Origin of the sequence: Oerskovia enterophila (assembly GCF_044748475.1) — a bacterium.
Classification (GTDB): domain Bacteria; phylum Actinomycetota; class Actinomycetes; order Actinomycetales; family Cellulomonadaceae; genus Oerskovia; species Oerskovia enterophila.
Genome location: NZ_JBIVFZ010000003.1, coordinates 579504 through 597292, shown reverse-complemented (window position 1 = coordinate 597292; position 17789 = coordinate 579504). Strand labels below are relative to the sequence as shown.

The following is a 17789-nucleotide window of genomic DNA, read 5'->3' as shown; positions in this document are numbered from 1 at the left end:
ACAGGTCGGGGGCAGGTTTCGCGTAGCCTGGGACGTCGCGCCGCACGGCGCGGGCGGGTCCTTCCTGGGCCCCTACCCAGAGCACGAGCAGATCGGACGACGTACCCATGGCGAAGGAGACTGGCCGCAAGATCATCGCCAGCAACCGCAAGGCCCGCCATGACTACCTCATCCTGGACGTGCTCGAGGCGGGACTGGTGCTGAGCGGCACCGAGGTCAAGGCGCTGCGGCAGGGCCGGGCGTCGTTGCTCGACGGTTACGTCGCGGTCGACGGCGGTGAGGCGTGGCTCGAGAACGTCCACATCCAGGAGTACTCGCAGGGCACGTGGAACAACCACGCCCCGCGGCGCAAGCGCAAGCTCCTGCTGCACAAGGACGAGATCCTGCGTCTCGAGGCCAAGCTGCGCGAGAAGGGGTACACGATCGTCCCCCTCGCCCTCTACTTCCTCGACGGCCGGGCCAAGGTCGAGATCGCCCTCGCGCAGGGCAAGCGGGAGTACGACAAGCGTCAGGCGCTGCGAGAGCAGCAGGACAACCGTGAGGCACAGCGCGCCATGCGCCACCGCCAGAACCGGTGAACCGGGTGCGTGCGGCGCGTGCCGCCGTCGGGCCGGGGATGCGGGCGCGCGCCGCCGCACGCGCACGGCTCCTGGGCCTCGCGGCCGTCGCGACCGCGCTGAGCAGCCTGGTCCTCGCCCCCGTCGCCGCCGCAGACGTCTCGGACCGCGCAGTGACGCGGTACGACGTCGCGGCCCAGATCGAGCGGGACGGCACCATGGGTGTGTCGATCGACATGGACTACGACTTCCGGGGGGACGAGGGGCACGGGCCCACGCTCGTGATCCCCACGCTGTTCGAGATCGACGGCGACCCGGACCACCTGCGCCGTTACGAGGTCTCGGACGTCCGCGCGTCGAGCGACTCGGGGGCAGCGGCCGACGTCGAGGTCGAGGACCAGGGTGGGGGAGACCTCCTGGTGCGGGTCGGGTCCGCCGACCGGACGTTCGACGGGCTCGAGCAGTACACGATCACCTACACGCTGCGCGGTCTCGTGAACCCCGGCGTCGGCGCGGAGGGCCAGGACGAGGTCTACTGGAACGTCCTGCCGGACACGTCCGAGATCGACATCGAGAACGCGAGCGTGACCCTCGACGGCCCCGGGGACGTGTCGCGCACGAGCTGCTTCGCCGGGCCCGGAGGGTCGAGCGACCCGTGCACCGCGCACTCCGCGGCCGGGACCGTCGCGACCTTCGCCCAGGCCGGAGTGCCGGCCGGGACCTTCTTCACGGTCCTTGCCGAGTACCCGGCGGGAACCTTCGAGGGCGCCGAGCCCGTCGTGGTCGACCGCGCCCAGGCCACGGGCGAGCGTCCGTTCGAGGTGACCCCGGTCTCCGGTGGGCTGACCGCGCTGATCCTCGGCGGTGGCGCGTGGTTCATGGTGCACCGCGTCCGGCAGCGCGGACGGGACGAGCAGTACCTGGGGCTGGTCCCGGGCACGGTTCCCGTGGCGGGTGACGACGCTCGCGTGGGCCCCCGCGACCGTCGGCTTCCCGTCGCCGTCCAGTTCACGCCACCGGCCGCGAGCAGGCCCGGTGAGATCGGGACGCTCGTCGACGAACGTGCCGACCCCCACGACGTGACCGCGACGATCGTCGATCTCGCGGTCCGCGGGCACCTGCAGATCGTCGAGGTCGAGGCGCCGAGCAAGCGGGGCAAGGGCGGCGACTGGCGTCTGGACCGGCTCGCCGGCCCGGACGAGGAGCTGCTCGGTTTCGAGCGCACGCTCCTGGACAAGATCTTCGCGGGGCGCGAGAGCGTGACGCTCTCCGACCTCCGCACGACGTTCGCGGCCTCGATGGCCCTCGTGCAGTCCGAGCTCTACGCCGAGGTCACGCGACGGGGCTGGTTCCGCGCCAACCCGAGGTCCGTGCGCAACCACTGGCTCCTCGCGGGCGTGGTGCTGCTCGTGGGAGGAGTGGTCCTCGCGTTGGTGCTCGGGGCGGTCTTCGGCTCGACGTGGGCCCTCGTCGCGGCCCCCGTGGCGGTGCTCGGAGTGCTGGCGCTCGTGCTGTGCGAGAAGGCGCCCGCCCGCACTGCCGAGGGGACCGCGGTGCTCACGCAGACGCTCGGCTTCCGGCGCTACCTCGAGACCGCGGAGACCGGGCAGCTCCGCTTCGAGGAGGGTGAGGACGTGTTCTCGCGGTACCTGCCGTACGCGATCGTGTTCGGTGTCGCGGACCGGTGGGCCGGGATCTTCGCGCGGCTCGCGGCGCAGGGGCAGTCCGTGGCGGAACCCACCTGGTACGTCGGCCCCGGCTACGGGCCGGGGATGTTCTGGGTCGGGTACTCGTCGTTCGGGTCGTCGCTGACCGCCTTCTCGGACGCGGCCACGACGTCGATCTCGGCCGCGACGCCCAGCTCCTCGGGGGACTCCGGCTTCTCGAGCGGTGGCGGGTTCTCGGGTGGCGGCGGCGGTGGGGGCGGAGGCGTGGGCGGCTGGTGACGGCCGTGTCCCGGACGGGTCACGAGGGCGGTCGACACGCGGGTGAGGACGTGTCGGGGGACACGCCGCGTGGGGATGCATCCTCCTGCCCGACGACGTAGCGTCGCAGGGTAGTCGACGTCACCCTGCCGAGGAGGCCCCATGGTCAAGCTCCGTCAGTACATCCCGCGCGTCGCCGCGGGTGCGTTCATCCTCAACTCCGGGCTCAACAAGAGGAACGCCGACGAGGCGACCGCACAGGGGATCCACGGCATGGCCGCGGGGACGTTCCCGTTCCTCGAGGACCAGGACCCCGTGCAGTTCACCCGGACGCTGTCCACGACCGAGATCTCCCTGGGTACCGCGCTGCTCGTGCCCTTCGTCCCGACGGGAGTGGTCGCGCTCGGCCTCGGGGCCTTCTCCGCAGGCCTCGTCGCGATGTACCTCAAGACGCCGGGGATGACGGAGTCGGACGGGATCCGCCCCACGCCGCAGGGGATCGGGCTCGCGAAGGACGTGTTCCTGCTGGGCATCGCGGGTGGTCTGCTGGTCGACGCGCTGAGCCGCAAGAAGTAGCCACGGAAATAGGTTCGCCCGCGGTGGTGTTGATCCCGTAGGCTGGTACCACTGACTCGGTGACGCACCGGACGGACGCCTCGGCGGACGGACGGGTGGAATCGGTCGGTGATTGACAACTGCACAGGGGGTGATCGGTTTCGACGGTGGTCGTGCTTCGAGGAGAAGCGGGCCGAGGATGCAGACTTATCTCGTAAACGACGTCTGCAAACCAATAGGTGCCGATTCCAAGCGCACCGACTTCGCACTCGCCGCCTGAGCGAGTCTTCGAAGTCCGTCAGCCCGGGGTTGCTCTCGCCCCGGTTCCTGGCGTCAGCTAGAGAGCCACTGCTTACGACGCTCGTCATTGGCGGCGTAGGGACTCTTAGATGACTGAGCCCGTCAGCACCTTGTCTGTGTGAGTGCTGGGGCCGAGAAAATCAACAGCAGACTGCGCCCGGAGAAGACCTGGATTTGCGTCACCGGACCGGGGTTCGATTCCCCGCACCTCCACCACGTCGCCCTCGGGCGGCGCATCACCCAGTTGTCACTGCGAAGGGGCCGCCCGTCGGGCGGCCCCTTCGTCGTGTCCGTGGCTCGTGCCCTACCAGCCGTTGGCCGCCCAGGCGGCGTCGGCGTCGGAGCCGTCGAGCCACTCGATGCGCAGCGTCTGCTCGTCGAGCTCGAGGAGTCCGGCCTCCCAGGCGTCGGTCTCGTGCCCGCGCAGGAGGTCCACGCAGCGGTCCTGGTCGTCGCTGAAGGTGTCCGGGCGCGCCGGGTCGTCGAAGTGGACCCTCCACTGGAGGCGTTCCTCGGGATTGACGTACGTCGGGAACGAGTGGGGCCCCACGGTCTCCCAGTGCGTGCAGACCCGGGTGACGAGGTGCCCGACCGGGCCGTCGGCGTCGTGCAGGCGCCCGATCCTGCGCCGGTACGTCTCGAGCCGGACGGGCCCCTGTCCGGGCCTCGACGCGTCATCCACGGCGGTCACCGGCCTCGACGAGCGGCTTGCTCTCGTGGGGTGAGTCGCCGGGCCCGGCGTCAGGGCCGGAGAGGGGCGCACGTCCGGTGTCGGTGGGGCTCCCCCCTGCCCGACGGCGTCGCGTGCGTCGGACGACGATCCTCACCACGAGCGCGACGAGGGCCGCGACGGCGATCCAGGGGAGCAGGACCCCGAGGACGACCACGAGCCCGTCGATCGTTTTCAGGAGGGCGCTCCAGCCGCGGTCCAGACCTCCCAGGAACCCGGCGGGCCGGATCGTCGCGGCAGGGGCCTCGGCGACGACCTGGACGTGGAGGGTCGACATGTCCACCCTGTCGGTGAGCGAGGCGCGCTGCGACTGGAGGCTCTCGAGCTCGGCCTGGCGCGCGGTGAGCTCCTTCTCCGCGGCCAGGAGGTCGGCCGTGGTCGCCGCCTGCCCCATGAGGGCCTCGAGACGCGCGACGGACGTCCCGAGAGCCTGGACCCGCGCGTCGAGGTCGATGGCCGTCGCCGTGACGTCCTCGGCGTCGAGCGAGACGTCCTGCACCTCACCCACGCCGTCGAGCGCGTCGACCGTGGCCGTGACCTGGGCCGCGGGCACGCGGACCGTGATCTGTCCGGAGGCGTCGGAGCCGTCCTGCGCCGAGTGCTCGGACCGGCTCTCGACCCGGCCGCCTGACGACTCGACGAGCTCGGCGATCGCCTGCACGGCCGCGCGTGGCTCGTCGGTGACCAAGGTCAGGCTGCCGGTCGTGATGACCTCGCGAAGATCCCCTTCGACAGCGCCGTCGAGCCGGATCCCGGCTGCCTCGGCGGGCGCCTCCGCTGCGACGTCGGCCGCGCTGTCGGCGCCCGCGGAGGCCGAGAAGGACTCGTCGCTCCCCGATCCGGTGCAGCCGGCGAGCAGCAGGACGGCCAGGAGAGCGGTCCCGAGGACGCCCGACGTGCGAGAGGAGGTGCGCATGCGACGACCCTAGGCGTGGGTTCGCCCGGAGGGTGGGGGTTCGGGCAGATCGTGACCGTGTTGTGAACTGGCCGTCACCGCACCGTCACCGGGCCTCGCACGTCGAGCCGTGCCGGGTCCGGGACGTCCGGGGACGCCCCGGACCTGCGGGAACGCTCCCATCCGAGAGGATCCGGCGTCGGGCGGCCGCTGCCGGCGGTGGAGCCAGGCGCGGCTGCGTGGAGCGGGCCGGTCGACCTAGCCGAGCGCGGCCCGCACGCGAGGGGCGACCTCGGTCCCGAGGAGCTCGATCGCCCGCAGAGACTCCTTCTGCGGAACTCCGGAGAGGTCCATCTGGAAGATCTGACGGTCGTGCCCGAGGGCACCGTGCAGCTCGACGATGCGGTCGGCGATCTCCTCGGGCGACCCGATGAAGTAGGCGCCTCCGCGTGCTGCGGTGGCGTCGTAGGAGATCCGGTTGGGCATCGGGAAGCCGCGCTCGGCCGAGATCTTCTTCATGTTCTGCAGGTAGTACGGGTAGAAGAAGTCCCTGGCCTGCTTGCCGTCGTCGGCGAGGAAGCCCATGGTCGACACCGAGACCTCGAGCGAGGCCGCGTCGTGGCCCGACTGCGCGGCGGCCCGCCGGTAGAGGTCCACGAGGGGCGCGAACTGGGCGGGCTTGCCGCCGATGATCGCGTAGTTGATCGGGAGGCCGAGCACGCCCGCGCGCACGGAGGACTGCGGGTTGCCGCCCGTGGCGATCGCGATGTCGAGGTGCTCGCCGCGACCGGGCTTGTCGAACGGCCGGGGGAGGATCACGGCCTCGTCCAGCGCGGGCCGGAATCGGCCCGACCACGTGACGGGGTTGCCCTCGTCGATCAGGCGAAGGAGGACGATCTTCTCGTCGTAGAGCGCGTCGTAGTCGTCGAGGTCCGCGCCGTAGAGGGGATAGGACTCGATGAACGAGCCGCGCCCTGCGAGCAGCTCGACGCGGCCGCCCGAGAACTGGTCCATGGTCGCGAACTGCTGGTAGACGCGCACGGGGTCCTCGGTCGAGAGGACCGTCACGGCGCTCCCCACCGTGATCTGCTCGGTCTGTGCGAGAGCCGCGGAGATCATGGTCGCAGGGGACGAGATCGCGTAGTCGGAGCGGTGGTGCTCGCCAATTCCGGCGTAGTCGAGGCCGACCTCGTCGGCGACGCGGATCCGCTCGAGGACGTCGCGCAAGCGCTGGGAGACCGGCATCTGCTCGCCGGTGGTGGGGTCGGGGGCGTTGTCGCCGAAGGTGTAGAAGCCAAGTTGCATGTGTATGCAAACGCATGGAGCGGCGCCTTATTCCCCGGACGTCCTGCTCCCGGAGAGATGGGGAAGGATGGGGGCGTGCTCATCTGCTGCGGTCTCGTGACCCTCGACCTGACCCAGGTGGTCCACGCTCTCCCGGGGCCGAACGCGAAGGTCGTGGCGCTCTCGCAGAACGCGACCTTCGGAGGTCCGGCAGCCAACGCGGCGGCGACGGCCGCGGCGCTCGGCGTCCCCGTCCGGCTGGTGACCGCTGTGGGTTCGGGTGTGCTCGCGGACGTCGTGAGGGCAGAGGTCGCTGCCGCGGGGGTCGAGCTGGTAGAACCCGTCGACCGTGCGGAGGGTGCCGTCCCGCCGGGCGGAGCGAGCGGCCCGGCGGTGTCCACGGTGCTCGTGACCGCGGGGACCGGAGAGCGGGCCGTCGTGAGCACGAACGCGGCGAACCGGCCGACGGCCCTGCCGGACGGGTCGCTGCTCGACCGTGTGTTCGGGCCCCGGCCGAAGGGCCGCGACGAGGGAGAAGTCCGCGACCGGGAGCGGGACGTCCTGCTTCTCGACGGGCACCACCCGGCGCTCGCCTCGGCGGTGGCGCGACGAGCGCGAGCCGCTGGGTATGTCGTCGTCCTCGACGGCGGGTCGTGGAAGGACGGGACGGCCGATCTCCTTCCGCTGTGCGACGCGGTCGTGCTCTCGGAGGACTTCCGTGTCCCGGACGTGCCCGTCGGCCGCGTGCTCGACGCGGTCGCGGAGCTCGGCCCGTCGTTCGTCGCGCGCTCGCGCGGGGCGGCGCCGCTCGAGCTGCTCGACAAGGGCGCCAGGTCGACCGTCCCTGTCCCGGTGGTCCACGAGGTCATCGACACCCTGGGGGCGGGTGACGTGCTGCACGGTGCGTTCGCCGCCGGAGTCGCCCGCGGGGGGCCGTGGGAGCGCGCGCTCGAGGAAGCGGCCGTGGTCGCCTCGCGTTCCGTGACTCTTCCGGGCGCCAGGGGGTGGATCCGTCAGAGCGGCGCGCCAGGGCGCTGACCGACGACGACGGACGCCGTGCCCCGGAGGCGACGGGCACGGGGCGGGGGCACAGGGACGGCGGAGAGTCGCACGATCCTGCCGCATATCGCGGGAGTGTGAACGAAGTACAACGGTTTGGACACGACGCGCTGAACGGGTTGACATGCGCTTAGTAAAGGAGGTCTACTAACAAACATGACAACGGCAGTCACGAGAAGTGCAGCAGCACGGAGGGGTCTGAGCACAGGCCTCCGACCCACCTCCAAGGTGCTCCCCGAGCACGCTCGTGCGCACAACCGGTCGTTGGTCCTCCAGCACCTGTTCCACGAGGGGCCCACCTCCCGTGCGGACCTGGCTCGCGCCACCTCGCTGACGAGGGTGACCATCTCCGACCTGGTCGCGGTGCTCATCGCCGAGGGCCTGGTCGAGGAGCTCGGCATCCGCCCCGGACAGCGCGTGGGCAAGCCCGCGATCCTCATCGGGATGCGGACGAGCGCGTACCAGATCGTCTCGGTCGACCTGACGGACGACGCGCTCATGCGCGGTGCGGTCATGTCGCTCACGGGCGACTTCGTGGTCCGCCAGAGCCTCGCGATCGAGGGTCGTGCCGGCGTCGAGCTGGTGGACCTCCTCACTCGCTTCTGCCGCGGGCTCATCGCCGTCGCGACGCGCCCCGTCCTCGGCGTGGGCATCGGTTCGCCCGGAGTGGTGGACACCGCCGGCCGTGTCATCGAGGCCCCGAACCGTCGCTGGTACGACGTGCCGCTCGCCGAGCAGCTCGCGGAGAGTCTCGCTCTTCCCGTCCATGTCGCGAACGACGCGAACATCGCCGCGCTCGGTGAGTTCACCTTCGGCGGCGCGGACGGCACCGGGCTCATGGTTCTCACGGTCGGTGAGGGGGTCGGGGCCGGCATCATGCTCGACGGGTCCAGGGTTCGCGGCGCGGTCGACGCGGCCGGCGAGCTGGGGCACGTCACCGTCGTCGACGACGGACTGCCCTGCGCCTGCGGGCGCACGGGCTGCCTCGAGACCATCCTCTCGGTGCCGGCGCTCCGCCGTGCCGTCGAGGGGCTCGACAAAGAAGCTTCCGATGCCGTCCTGGCGTCGGTCGGCAGGCTCCTGGGCATCGCCCTCGCTCCTGTTGTCTCAGCGCTCAACCTCGGCGAGATCCTCATCAGCGGTCCCGCGGACCTGCTCGACGGTCCTCTCCGTGATGCGGCGATCGACACCATCAACGCTCGGACCATGCCGGCGATCAACGCCGGTCTCGAGCTCCGGATGGCTTCGCTCGACGAGGACGTCGTCCTCGCCGGGGCAGCCGTCCTCATCCTGTCCGGCCAGCTGGGCGTCTCGTGAGCTCGTCTCACAGCCGTCGGGCTGACCCGGTCCTGCAGTAATCCCAGTAGCAGTACCGCAGTACCTCCCGTATCACCTCAGGTGGTGTCATCGACGCCGCCACTTCGAATTACCGAGAGGAAGTACCCCAGTGAAGAGGAACCGCCTCGTTGCCACCACGGTGGCTTCGACGATCACCCTGGCGCTCGCGCTGACCGCTTGTGGCTCCGGCGACTCCGGCTCCGGCGACGGCGCTTCGGGCGACGCCGCGAAGACGGGCGACATCCGCGTCTGGCTCGTCGGCACCGACACGCCCGCGGACGCTCGCGAGTACCTCAAGACGACCTTCGAGAAGGAGAACCCCGGTTCTACCCTCACCATCGAGGAGCAGTCCTGGACGGGTCTGGTCGACAAGCTCACGACCTCGCTCGCCAGCTCCGACAGCCCCGACGTCGTCGAGGTCGGCAACACCCAGGCCGCCGCCTTCACCTCGGCCGGCTTCTTCACCGACCTGACGGACAAGTACGAGGCGCTCGGCGGCGACGACCTGCTCCCCGGCTTCGTCGAGGCCGGCACGTACGACGAGAAGTTCTACGCAGCCCCGTACTACTCCGGTGCACGTGCAGTCTTCTACTCGCAGCAGATCGTCGGCGACGGCTTCGTCGCCCCCGAGACGCTCGACGACTACGTGGCGCAGGGCAAGGCCCTCACGACCGACACGCGCTCGGGCATCTACTGGCCTGGCCAGGACTGGTACAACGGTCTCCCGTACATCTGGGAGAACGGTGGCTTCATCGCCGAGAAGAAGGGCGACAAGTGGGAGGCCGGCTTCTCCTCCGAGGGCGGCATCAAGGGCCTCGAGCAGATCCAGGACGTCATGCTGACGGCCTCGAAGGCTCCGAAGGACGGTCAGGAGACCGACCAGCAGATCCCCTTCTGCGAGGGCAACATCGGCTTCCTCTCCGCGCCCACGTGGGTCCAGTGGTCCATCAAGGCTGAGGAGACGGCCGAGGCGCCGGGTTGCGCCACGACCTATGGCTCCGACCTGCACGCCTTCGCCCTGCCGGGCAAGGAGGCCGGCACGGCCGCTCAGGTCATGGCCGGTGGCTCGAACATCGCCATCGCGACCAAGTCCCAGAACCAGGAGCTCGCGCTGAGCGCGCTCGAGATCATGCTGAGCGACGGCTACCAGGAGATCATGGCCACCAACGGTCTGATCCCGGCCAAGGTCTCGCAGGCCAAGTTCCTGCCGGACGACGAGATCACGCAGGCGGGCGCCGCTGCCGCAGCTGCTGCCAAGCTGACCCCGGCTTCCCCGAAGTGGGCCGACGTCGAGGCCAAGCGCTACCTCCAGGACGCATTCGTGCAGCTCGCTCAGGGTGGCGACGTCCAGGCGATCGCCACGAAGCTCGACGAGCAGATCGAGTCGACGCTCAACAGCTGATCCCGGATGGCCCTCCCGTGAGGGAGGGCCATCGACCAGATGCCGCAGGGGTGGGAGTTCCGCGGAGCTCCCACCCCTCGGCATGACTGGACCCCCTCGCACCACCTGCCTCCGCACGGTCCTGCTCGAACCGTGCAAGCCCTCGACGGAGTGAGAAAATGAGCTCATCCACCCTCGAGTCGTCCCCAGCGGTCGAGCTGAAGGACACTCTCAAGCCCCCGAAGAAGCGGTCATCCAAGCTGCCCTGGCTCTTGCTGGCCCCTAGCCTCCTGGTCCTGGCCATCATGGTCGGTTACCCGTTGGTCAACCTCTTCATCATGTCGTTCCAGAAGTACGAGCGAGCCCAGCTCATGGGAGTCCCTGCCGAATGGGTGGGCTTCCAGAACTACACCGACACGCTCACCGATCCGGTCTTCTGGACCGTCCTCGCCCGCAGCTTCGCCTTCATGGTGGTCTGCGTGTTCCTGACGATGGCCATCGGCATCCTGCTCGCGCTGCTGATGATGCGCCTCAACAAGTTCTTCCGTCTGCTCGTCTCGATCGGCCTGCTGCTGGCTTGGGCCATGCCCGCCCTCGCGGCCGTGATCGTGTGGGGCTGGATCTTCGACACCCAGTACGGGGTGGTCAACAACGTGCTGACGAAGATCACCGGAGACAACTGGATGGGCCACTCGTGGCTCATCAACCCCTTGATGTTCTACATCGTGGCTGCCCTGATCATCGTCTGGCAGAGCGTGCCCTTCGTGGCGTTCACCATGTACGCCGGTCTGACCCAGGTTCCCGGTGAGGTCCTCGAGGCCGCCTCGCTCGACGGGGCGACCCCGGCCCAGCGCTTCCGCCTGATCATGGTGCCCTACGTGCGGAGCATCATCGTCGTCCTCATCATCCTGTCGATCATCTGGGACCTGCGCGTCTTCACCCAGATCTTCGTTCTCCAGGGCATCGGCGGCATCGCCGAGAAGACCAACACCATCGGCGTGTACATCTACCAGATGGGCATGGCCCAGGGGCACTACGGAACCGCAAGCGCGATCGCGGTGATCCTGGTGTTCATCATGATGGGGATCTCGTACTACTACGTGCGTCAGACCGTCAAGGAGGAAGAGCTGTGAGCACCCTCAACCCGACCGTCGCAGGGACCGCCACGACGGCACCTCGATCCTCGGGGAGCGGCCCGCGCAAGACCCGTGAGGGACAGCGCAAGAAGGTCTCGAACGTCGTCTACAGCGTGATCGCCGTGATCGTCTTCGCGGCCTCGGCCTTCCCGGTCTACTGGATGATCAACTCGTCCTTCCTGCCGACGAACATGATCCGCAGCACGGACCTGACGTTCTTCCCCGGGTCCTCGTTCACGATCGACAACTACAAGAACGCGATCTTCGACCAGGAGCGCGCACCGTTCCTGCCCGCCCTGGGCAACTCGGTCATGGTCACGTTCTTCGTCCTGATCGTGTCCATGGTCCTGGCCTTCCTGGCCTCGCTCGCCGTGACCCGGTTCAACTTCAAGGGCCGCAAGGCCTTCATCATCGCGATCCTCGCGGTCCAGATGATCCCGGGCGAGGCCATGATGATCTCGATCTTCCGGATCATCGACGGGTGGCAGCTGCTCAACTCGATCATCGGCCTGGGCATCGTCTACCTGTCGGGTGTTCTTCCCTTCACCATCTGGACGCTGCGCGGGTTCGTCGCCGGGGTGCCGGCCGAGCTCGAGGAGGCGGCCATGATCGACGGCTGCTCGCGCGCCAAGGCCTTCTGGCGGATCACGTTCCCCTTGCTGGCGCCGGGCCTCGTGGCGACGGGAGTCTTCGCGTTCATCCAGGCCTGGAACGAGTTCGTGATGGCGTTGATCATCATGACGCGACCGGAGTCCATGACCCTGCCGCTGTGGCTGCGTACGTTCCAGCAGGCCACGCAGGCCACCAACTGGGGTGGCCTGATGGCCGGCTCGGTGCTGATCGCTATCCCGGTCGTCATCTTCTTCCTCATCGTCCAGGGGCGGATGACCGGCGGTCTCGTCTCAGGTGCGGTGAAGGGCTGACGTGAGTGAGGTGAGCACGGCTACCTCGTCGCTCGGCGAGGCAGTCGCACTACCGGGCGGCCATTCGGTCGGGCTGGACGTCGGTGGGACCAAGGTCCTCGGCGTCCTGCTCGGACCGGACGGAGCGATCGAGGGGTCGGTCAAGCTGCCGACCGTCCGCGGCCCGCAGGGCGTGGTCTCGAGCGCAGCCCAGGCCGTCAGGTCCCTCACCGACGCGGCGGGCCTCGCGCCCGCCGCGCTCGCGGGTCTCGGCCTGGGCGTGCCCGGGCTGGTCGACCCGGAGAGCGGATCGGTGATGCACGCGGTGAACCTCGGGATCGAGGGTGAGCCGTTCGGGCTCGCCCACGAGCTCTCGGCCCTGTTCGGCGGGATCCCGGTGGACGTGGACAACGACCTGAACGTGGCTGCGCTCGGCGCCTCGCACGCCATGGGGCAGGACGGTCAGGACCTGGCGTTCCTCGCGCTCGGGACGGGGCTCGCGGCAGGCATCGTCCTGGGTGGCGAGCTCCGACGAGGCGTGAGCGGGGCTGCTGGTGAGATCGGACACATCCCCATCAATCCCGAGGGTCCGTTGTGCGCGTGCGGCCAACGGGGCTGCGTCGAGACCTATGCTTCGGGGACCGCGCTCAGCGCGCGGTGGCCCTCGAGGTTCGGTCGCCCGGCCCCCGCGGAGCTCTTCGAGGCGGCAGCGGCCGGAGACTCGGAAGCGCTGAGGATCCGGGACGAGTTCGCCGCTGCGGTGGCGAGCGCGATCCGCATCCTCGAGCTGACGGTCGACGTCCGGCACGTCGTCCTCGGGGGAGGGGTCACCGGTCTCGGCCAGCCTCTCCTCGACGTGGTGCGCAGCGCGCTCGTCGCGCAGTCGAGCACCTCGCCGTTCTTGTCCTCCCTGGAGCTCGAGAAGCGTGTCTCTCTGGCTCCGAGTGATGTGCCCGTTGCCGCGGTGGGAGCAGCCATCGCCGGCCGTAGGAAGGTGTCCTGATGGAAGTTGTCATTGCCCCCGCCGATCAGCTCGCGGTGCTCGCCGCCGAGGCGATCGACAAGCTGGTCCGCGCGACCCCGACCGCGGTCGTGGGACTGGCGACCGGCTCGAGCCCGTTGAAGGTGTACGACGAGCTGGTCCGGCGCCACACCGAGGAGGGGCTCTCGTTCGCGCAGGCCAAGGCCTTCATGCTCGACGAGTACGTCGGGATCGCGGAGGACCACCCGGAGCGCTACCGCAACGTGATCGAGAAGGAGATCGCCTCGCGCGTCGACTTCGCCCCCGGTGCGGTGCAGGGGCCTGACGGCAACGCCGAGGACCTGGTCGCCGCGTGCGCCGACTACGAGCGCAAGATCGTCGACGCAGGGGGCGTGGACCTGCAGATCCTCGGGATCGGCACCGACGGGCATATCGCGTTCAACGAGCCGGGATCCTCGCTCGCCTCGCGCACGCGTATCAAGACGCTGACGGCCCAGACGCGTGAGGACAACGCGCGCTTCTTCGGCGACGACCTCGCACAGGTGCCGCAGCACTGCCTCACGCAGGGGTTGGCGACCATCATGTCGGCCAAGCACCTCGTGCTCCTCGCCTCGGGCAAGGGCAAGGCAGAGGCGGTCCACCAGCTCGTCGAGGGCCCGGTGTCCGCGATGTGGCCCGCGACGATCATGCAGATGCACCCGCACGCGACCGTCCTCGTGGACGACGCCGCGGCCTCGCGCCTGCAGCTCGGCGACTACTACCGTCAGACGTTCCTCTCGAAGCCGGAGTGGCAGGGGCTCTGACCCCAGCTCTCCGAGGCCACCCCTCCGGGGAGGCCGCAGGACAACCCGCCGACCCTGGTCACGCCCCTGACCTGGGTCGGCGGGTCTCTTCTTCCCCGACGTAGACTCGAGACCATGATCGAACCCTTGACCATCCCCACCAGCGGACCCGCCGCAGGCAGCCCGGCCGGACCGGAACCGCTCGTTCCGGACTGCGACCCGAACGGCGGGACGTCGACGAGCGTCCTCGAGCGCACGGAGACCACGGCCGAGGTCGAGCCGGGGGATCACGAGCGTTTTGCGCACTACGTGCGCAAGGAGAAGATCATGCAGTCGGCTCTGTCCGGCAAGCCCGTGATCGCCCTGTGCGGCAAGGTCTGGGTCCCGGGCCGCGACCCCAAGAAGTTCCCGGTCTGCCCCACGTGCAAGGAGATCTACGACGGCCTTCGCGCCCCGCAGGACGGCGAGGGTGATTCCGGCAAGTGAGTGGACAGCCTCTCTCGAACTCGTCCGCTCGCCCGTCCTCGAACCTTCCCCCCTCCGCCCCGCTGGGGGCCTCGTCGGCTGCTGCCTCGCACCTGTCGCCCGCGTTCCCCCGTCGTGCCCCGTGGGGCACCGCCTCCAAGCTGCGCGCATGGCAGGCAGAAGCGCTCGAGACCTATCGTGCACGCGCACCGCGTGACTTCCTCGCGGTCGCGACCCCTGGCGCGGGCAAGACGACCTTCGCGCTGCGCGTCGCGACCGAGCTCCTCGAGCAGGGGGTCGTCCGGCGCGTGACGGTCGTCGCGCCCACCGAGCACCTCAAGCACCAGTGGGCCGACGCGGCCGCGCGCGTCGGGATCCGGATCGACCCGAACTTCCGCAACAGCCAGGGCCGCCATGGCGCGGGCTACGACGGGGTCGCTCTGACGTACGCCCAGGTGGCGGCCAAGCCGGCGCTCCACACGGCGCGCACCGAGGCCGAGCGCACCCTGGTCATCTTGGACGAGGTCCACCACGGCGGCGACGCGCTGTCCTGGGGAGAGGCGGTCCGGGACGCTTTCGAGCCCGCGACCAGGCGCCTGGCGCTGACCGGTACGCCTTTCCGCTCGGACACCGCGGCCATCCCGTTCGTGACGTACGAACGAGGGGCCGACGGGATCCGGCGCTCCTCGGCGGACTACACCTACGGCTACGGCGACGCGCTGCGCGACCACGTCGTGCGCCCGGTGATCTTCCTGTCCTACTCGGGGCAGATGCGGTGGCGGACCAAGTCCGGTGACGAGGTCAGCGCGCGTCTGGGCGAGGCGTTGACCAAGGATATGACGGGTCAGGCGTGGCGGACCGCGCTGGACCCGGAGGGCGAGTGGATCCCGTCGGTCCTGGCCGCCGCGGACAAGCGTCTGACCGAGGTCCGTCGGGCGATCCCCGACGCGGGCGGCCTGGTCATCGCGACCGACCAGACCGACGCACGTGCCTACGCAGGGCACCTGGCTCGGATCACGGGGAAGTCGCCCACGGTCGTGCTGTCCGACGACGAGGGCGCGAGCGGGCGGATCGACGAGTTCTCCGACGGCGACGCCCGGTGGATGGTGGCGGTCCGCATGGTCTCCGAGGGAGTCGACGTCCCCCGCCTCGCCGTGGGCGTGTACGCGACCTCGACCGCGACGCCGTTGTTCTTCGCCCAGGCGGTGGGGCGGTTCGTGCGTGCCCGACGCCGCGGTGAGACCGCGTCGGTCTTCCTTCCGAGCGTGCCGCACCTGCTGGCGCTCGCGAACGGCCTCGAGCTCGAGCGCGACCATGCGCTCGACCGCCCGCTCACGGCCGAGGAGCAGGGGGACATGTACAACCCCGAGGACGCGCTCATGGCAGCCGCGAACCGGGAGGACAAGGCGTCCGACGACCTCACGGACGGCATGCAGGGCTCGTTCCAGGCGCTCGAGGCGCAGGCCTCGTTCGACCGCGTGCTGTTCGACGGGGGAGAGTTCGGGACCGAGGCCGACGTCGGGTCGGACGAGGAGCAGGACTTCCTGGGGCTGCCCGGTCTGCTGGACGCGGACCAGGTGACGAGCCTGCTGCGTCAGCGCCAGGCCGACCAGATGACCGCCCGGACCAAGAAGGCCAAGAGCTCGGAGGCCGAGCGCAGCGAGCTCGAGCACCGGCGGGCCGCCGAGCTGCGCAAGGAGCTGTCCCAGCTCGTCGGCGCGTGGGCGCGCCGGAGCGGGCAGCCGCACGGCACGGTCCACACCGAGCTGCGCCGTCGGTGCGGTGGGCCCGAGGTCCCGCTCGCGACGGTCGCTCAGCTCGACGCGCGCGTGGCCGTGCTCCGCGGCTGGTTCGTGGGCAAGAAGTAGCGGTCGTCGTCGCGGCGCGCGCTCCGCGACCGCAGAGGGCCCGCACGCTCACCGAGCGTGCGGGCCCTCTGGCGTCGGAAGGGACGAGCCCGCCGACGGCGACCGACCATCTTGCCGAGAGCGACCGAGAGTCGAGGTGCCGACGAGTCTCGGACCGCCATGGCGGCACGGGCCGCATCCCGTCAGTCGAGGCGGCGCACCACGGTCGGCAGCGCGGGGTCGCCCGCGGACAGGCGTCGGGCGCCGCGAGGAAGCTCCGCGCGTGCCTCGGCGTGGCGCCGCGCCGCGTTGTGCACGCCGTACGCGCCGATCCAGCGGGAGTCGACCGCGCCGTCGACGACGAGCGGGACGTGCAGGGGGCGCAGGTCCTCGTCGGCGTCGGCCTCCCAGGCTGCGACGACGTCGTCGGGCCCGGTGACGAGGACCTCGGCGACGGCCCGCCCGTCGTCGCCGAACTGGCGGGCCGCGGACTTGCGACCGCCCGTGCTGGTCTTGGCGGTCGATGCCTTCGCGACGGGCTGCAGGATCCCGTCGGCGTCGGCGCGGGACACGAGCTTGTAGACCATGCCGCAGGTCGGGGCGCCCGAGCCCGTCACGAGCGAGGTGCCCACGCCGTAGGCGTCGACGGGCGCCGCCGCGAGCGCGGCGATCGCGTACTCGTCGAGGTCGGAGGTCACGGTGATCCGGGTGTTCTGGGCCCCCAGGCCGTCGAGCTGCTTGCGGACCTCGACGGCCTGGATGCCGAGGTCTCCCGAGTCGAGGCGGACGGCCCCGAGCCCGGTCCCTGCCGCGGCGATCGCGTTCTTGACGCCCTGGCGCACGTCGTAGGTGTCGACGAGGAGCGTGGTCCCCGCCCCCAGGGAGGCGACCTGGGCCGCGAAGGCCGAGGGCTCGTCGTCGTGCAGGAGCGTGAACGCGTGCGCGGCGGTGCCGATCGTCTCGATCCCGTAGCGGCGCCCCGCCTCGAGGTTGGACGTCCCCGCGAAGCCGGCGACGGCCGCCGCGCGGGCCGCCGCGACGGCCGCGTGCTCGTTCGCCCGGCGCGACCCCATCTCGAGGCAGGGGCGCTCGACGGCTGCGCTCGTCATGCGCGAGGCGGCCGAGGCGACCGCGGAGTCGTAGTTGAGGATCGAGAGCACGAGCGTCTCGAGCAGGACGGCCTCGGCGAACGTGCCCTCGACGACCATGACGGGGGACTGCGGGAAGAACACGTCGCCCTCGGCGTACCCGGTGATCGAGCCAGTGAACCGGTAGCCCGCGAGGTAGTCGAGCGTGCGGTCGTCGACCACGCCCGCCTCTCGGAGCCAGTCGAGCTCGATATCGGTGAACCGGAACGTCGCGAGCGACTCGAGGACGCGACCGGTCCCGGCGAGCACGCCGTAGCGGCGTCCAGCGGGCAGGCGTCGCGTGAAGACCTCGAAGAGGCAGTGCCTCTCGGCGGTGCCGTCGGCGAGCGCGGCCTGGAGCATCGTGAGCTCGTAGCGGTCCGTCAGCAGCGAGGTCTGGGCGGAGGGGGCGAACGGGGCACGGTGAGCGGCCGGGGCGCCGGTGCCCGGGCTGTCTGCGGGACTCATGTGCCCAACCTAGGGCAGAAGCGGCTCGCGGGGCGTGCGTGCCCGCACGAGCGGGC

Annotated in this window: 16 protein-coding genes and 1 other RNA gene; 13 read left to right on the top strand and 4 right to left on the bottom strand. The window is 70.3% G+C overall.

Annotation, left to right across the window (positions count from 1 at the left end; all coding sequences use genetic code 11):
• Positions 1 to 107 precede the first annotated feature (107 nt).
• The 4 genes from smpB to ssrA all read left to right on the top strand — a co-directional run bounded on the left by smpB (position 108) and on the right by ssrA (position 3553).
• Positions 108 to 578: an SsrA-binding protein SmpB gene (gene smpB / locus ACIPWA_RS12025; RefSeq protein WP_056650441.1), complete on the top strand. Its 471-nt coding sequence runs from the start codon at positions 108 to 110 to the stop codon at positions 576 to 578.
• Positions 575 to 2503: a DUF2207 domain-containing protein gene (locus tag ACIPWA_RS12020; RefSeq protein ID WP_400290400.1), complete on the top strand. Its 1929-nt coding sequence runs from the start codon at positions 575 to 577 to the stop codon at positions 2501 to 2503. The genes smpB and ACIPWA_RS12020 overlap by 4 nt, the downstream gene beginning before the upstream one ends.
• Positions 2504 to 2644: 141 nt before the next feature.
• Positions 2645 to 3058 carry a hypothetical protein gene (locus ACIPWA_RS12015; protein ID WP_056650455.1) on the top strand — a complete coding sequence of 138 codons (414 nt, stop codon included), beginning with the start codon at positions 2645 to 2647 and terminating at the stop codon, positions 3056 to 3058.
• 126 nt (positions 3059 to 3184) lie between these two features.
• Positions 3185 to 3553: a transfer-messenger RNA gene (gene ssrA / locus ACIPWA_RS12010) on the top strand.
• A gap of 88 nt (positions 3554 to 3641) precedes the next feature.
• Here the strand turns inward: ssrA and ACIPWA_RS12005 are convergent.
• From ACIPWA_RS12005 to ACIPWA_RS11995, 3 genes are all read right to left on the bottom strand, one after another.
• Entirely contained in the window at positions 3642 to 4019 is a 378-nt protein-coding gene (locus ACIPWA_RS12005; RefSeq protein ID WP_400290398.1) for a hypothetical protein, read from the bottom strand.
• Positions 4012 to 4983 carry a DUF4349 domain-containing protein gene (locus ACIPWA_RS12000; protein ID WP_400290396.1) on the bottom strand — a complete coding sequence of 324 codons (972 nt, stop codon included), beginning with the start codon at positions 4981 to 4983 and terminating at the stop codon, positions 4012 to 4014. The genes ACIPWA_RS12005 and ACIPWA_RS12000 overlap by 8 nt, the downstream gene beginning before the upstream one ends.
• A 237-nt stretch (positions 4984 to 5220) precedes the next feature.
• Positions 5221 to 6267, bottom strand: a complete 1047-nt coding sequence (locus ACIPWA_RS11995; RefSeq protein WP_400290394.1) for an LLM class flavin-dependent oxidoreductase — start codon at positions 6265 to 6267, stop codon at positions 5221 to 5223.
• A gap of 75 nt (positions 6268 to 6342) precedes the next feature.
• On the opposite strand from ACIPWA_RS11995, the gene ACIPWA_RS11990 reads away from it, so the two are divergent.
• The 9 genes from ACIPWA_RS11990 to ACIPWA_RS11950 all read left to right on the top strand — a co-directional run bounded on the left by ACIPWA_RS11990 (position 6343) and on the right by ACIPWA_RS11950 (position 16159).
• Positions 6343 to 7284 (top strand): PfkB family carbohydrate kinase, encoded by a 942-nt coding sequence (locus tag ACIPWA_RS11990; RefSeq protein ID WP_400290392.1) that lies wholly within the window; start codon positions 6343 to 6345, stop codon positions 7282 to 7284.
• 177 nt (positions 7285 to 7461) lie between these two features.
• Entirely contained in the window at positions 7462 to 8622 is a 1161-nt protein-coding gene (locus ACIPWA_RS11985) for an ROK family transcriptional regulator (protein WP_400290390.1), read from the top strand.
• Positions 8623 to 8752: 130 nt separating this feature from the next.
• A complete protein-coding gene (locus ACIPWA_RS11980; RefSeq protein WP_082608873.1) occupies positions 8753 to 10045 on the top strand; it encodes an extracellular solute-binding protein in 1293 nt (430 codons plus the stop codon).
• Between the two features lie 158 nt (positions 10046 to 10203).
• Positions 10204 to 11157: a carbohydrate ABC transporter permease gene (locus ACIPWA_RS11975; protein WP_056650470.1), complete on the top strand. Its 954-nt coding sequence runs from the start codon at positions 10204 to 10206 to the stop codon at positions 11155 to 11157.
• Positions 11154 to 12083, top strand: coding sequence for a carbohydrate ABC transporter permease (locus tag ACIPWA_RS11970; RefSeq protein ID WP_056650473.1), 930 nt, complete (start codon positions 11154 to 11156; stop codon positions 12081 to 12083). Before ACIPWA_RS11975 ends, ACIPWA_RS11970 begins: the two co-directional genes overlap by 4 nt.
• Positions 12084 to 12093: 10 nt before the next feature.
• A complete protein-coding gene (locus ACIPWA_RS11965; RefSeq protein WP_400290385.1) occupies positions 12094 to 13065 on the top strand; it encodes an ROK family protein in 972 nt (323 codons plus the stop codon).
• Positions 13065 to 13847: a glucosamine-6-phosphate deaminase gene (nagB, locus tag ACIPWA_RS11960; protein ID WP_068625121.1), complete on the top strand. Its 783-nt coding sequence runs from the start codon at positions 13065 to 13067 to the stop codon at positions 13845 to 13847. Before ACIPWA_RS11965 ends, nagB begins: the two co-directional genes overlap by 1 nt.
• Positions 13848 to 13961: 114 nt before the next feature.
• The gene (locus tag ACIPWA_RS11955; protein WP_400290383.1) at positions 13962 to 14312 is read left to right on the top strand and encodes a DUF3039 domain-containing protein; all 351 of its coding nucleotides are present in this window, start codon (positions 13962 to 13964) and stop codon (positions 14310 to 14312) included.
• 62 nt (positions 14313 to 14374) lie between these two features.
• Complete coding sequence (locus ACIPWA_RS11950; RefSeq protein WP_400290747.1) at positions 14375 to 16159, top strand: DEAD/DEAH box helicase; 1785 nt, start codon at positions 14375 to 14377, stop codon at positions 16157 to 16159.
• Between the two features lie 182 nt (positions 16160 to 16341).
• Here ACIPWA_RS11950 and ACIPWA_RS11945 read toward each other — a convergent pair whose 3' ends face one another.
• On the bottom strand, positions 16342 to 17733 hold the full coding sequence (locus ACIPWA_RS11945; RefSeq protein ID WP_400290381.1) for a nicotinate phosphoribosyltransferase: 1392 nt from the start codon (positions 17731 to 17733) through the stop codon (positions 16342 to 16344).
• Positions 17734 to 17789 lie beyond the last annotated feature (56 nt).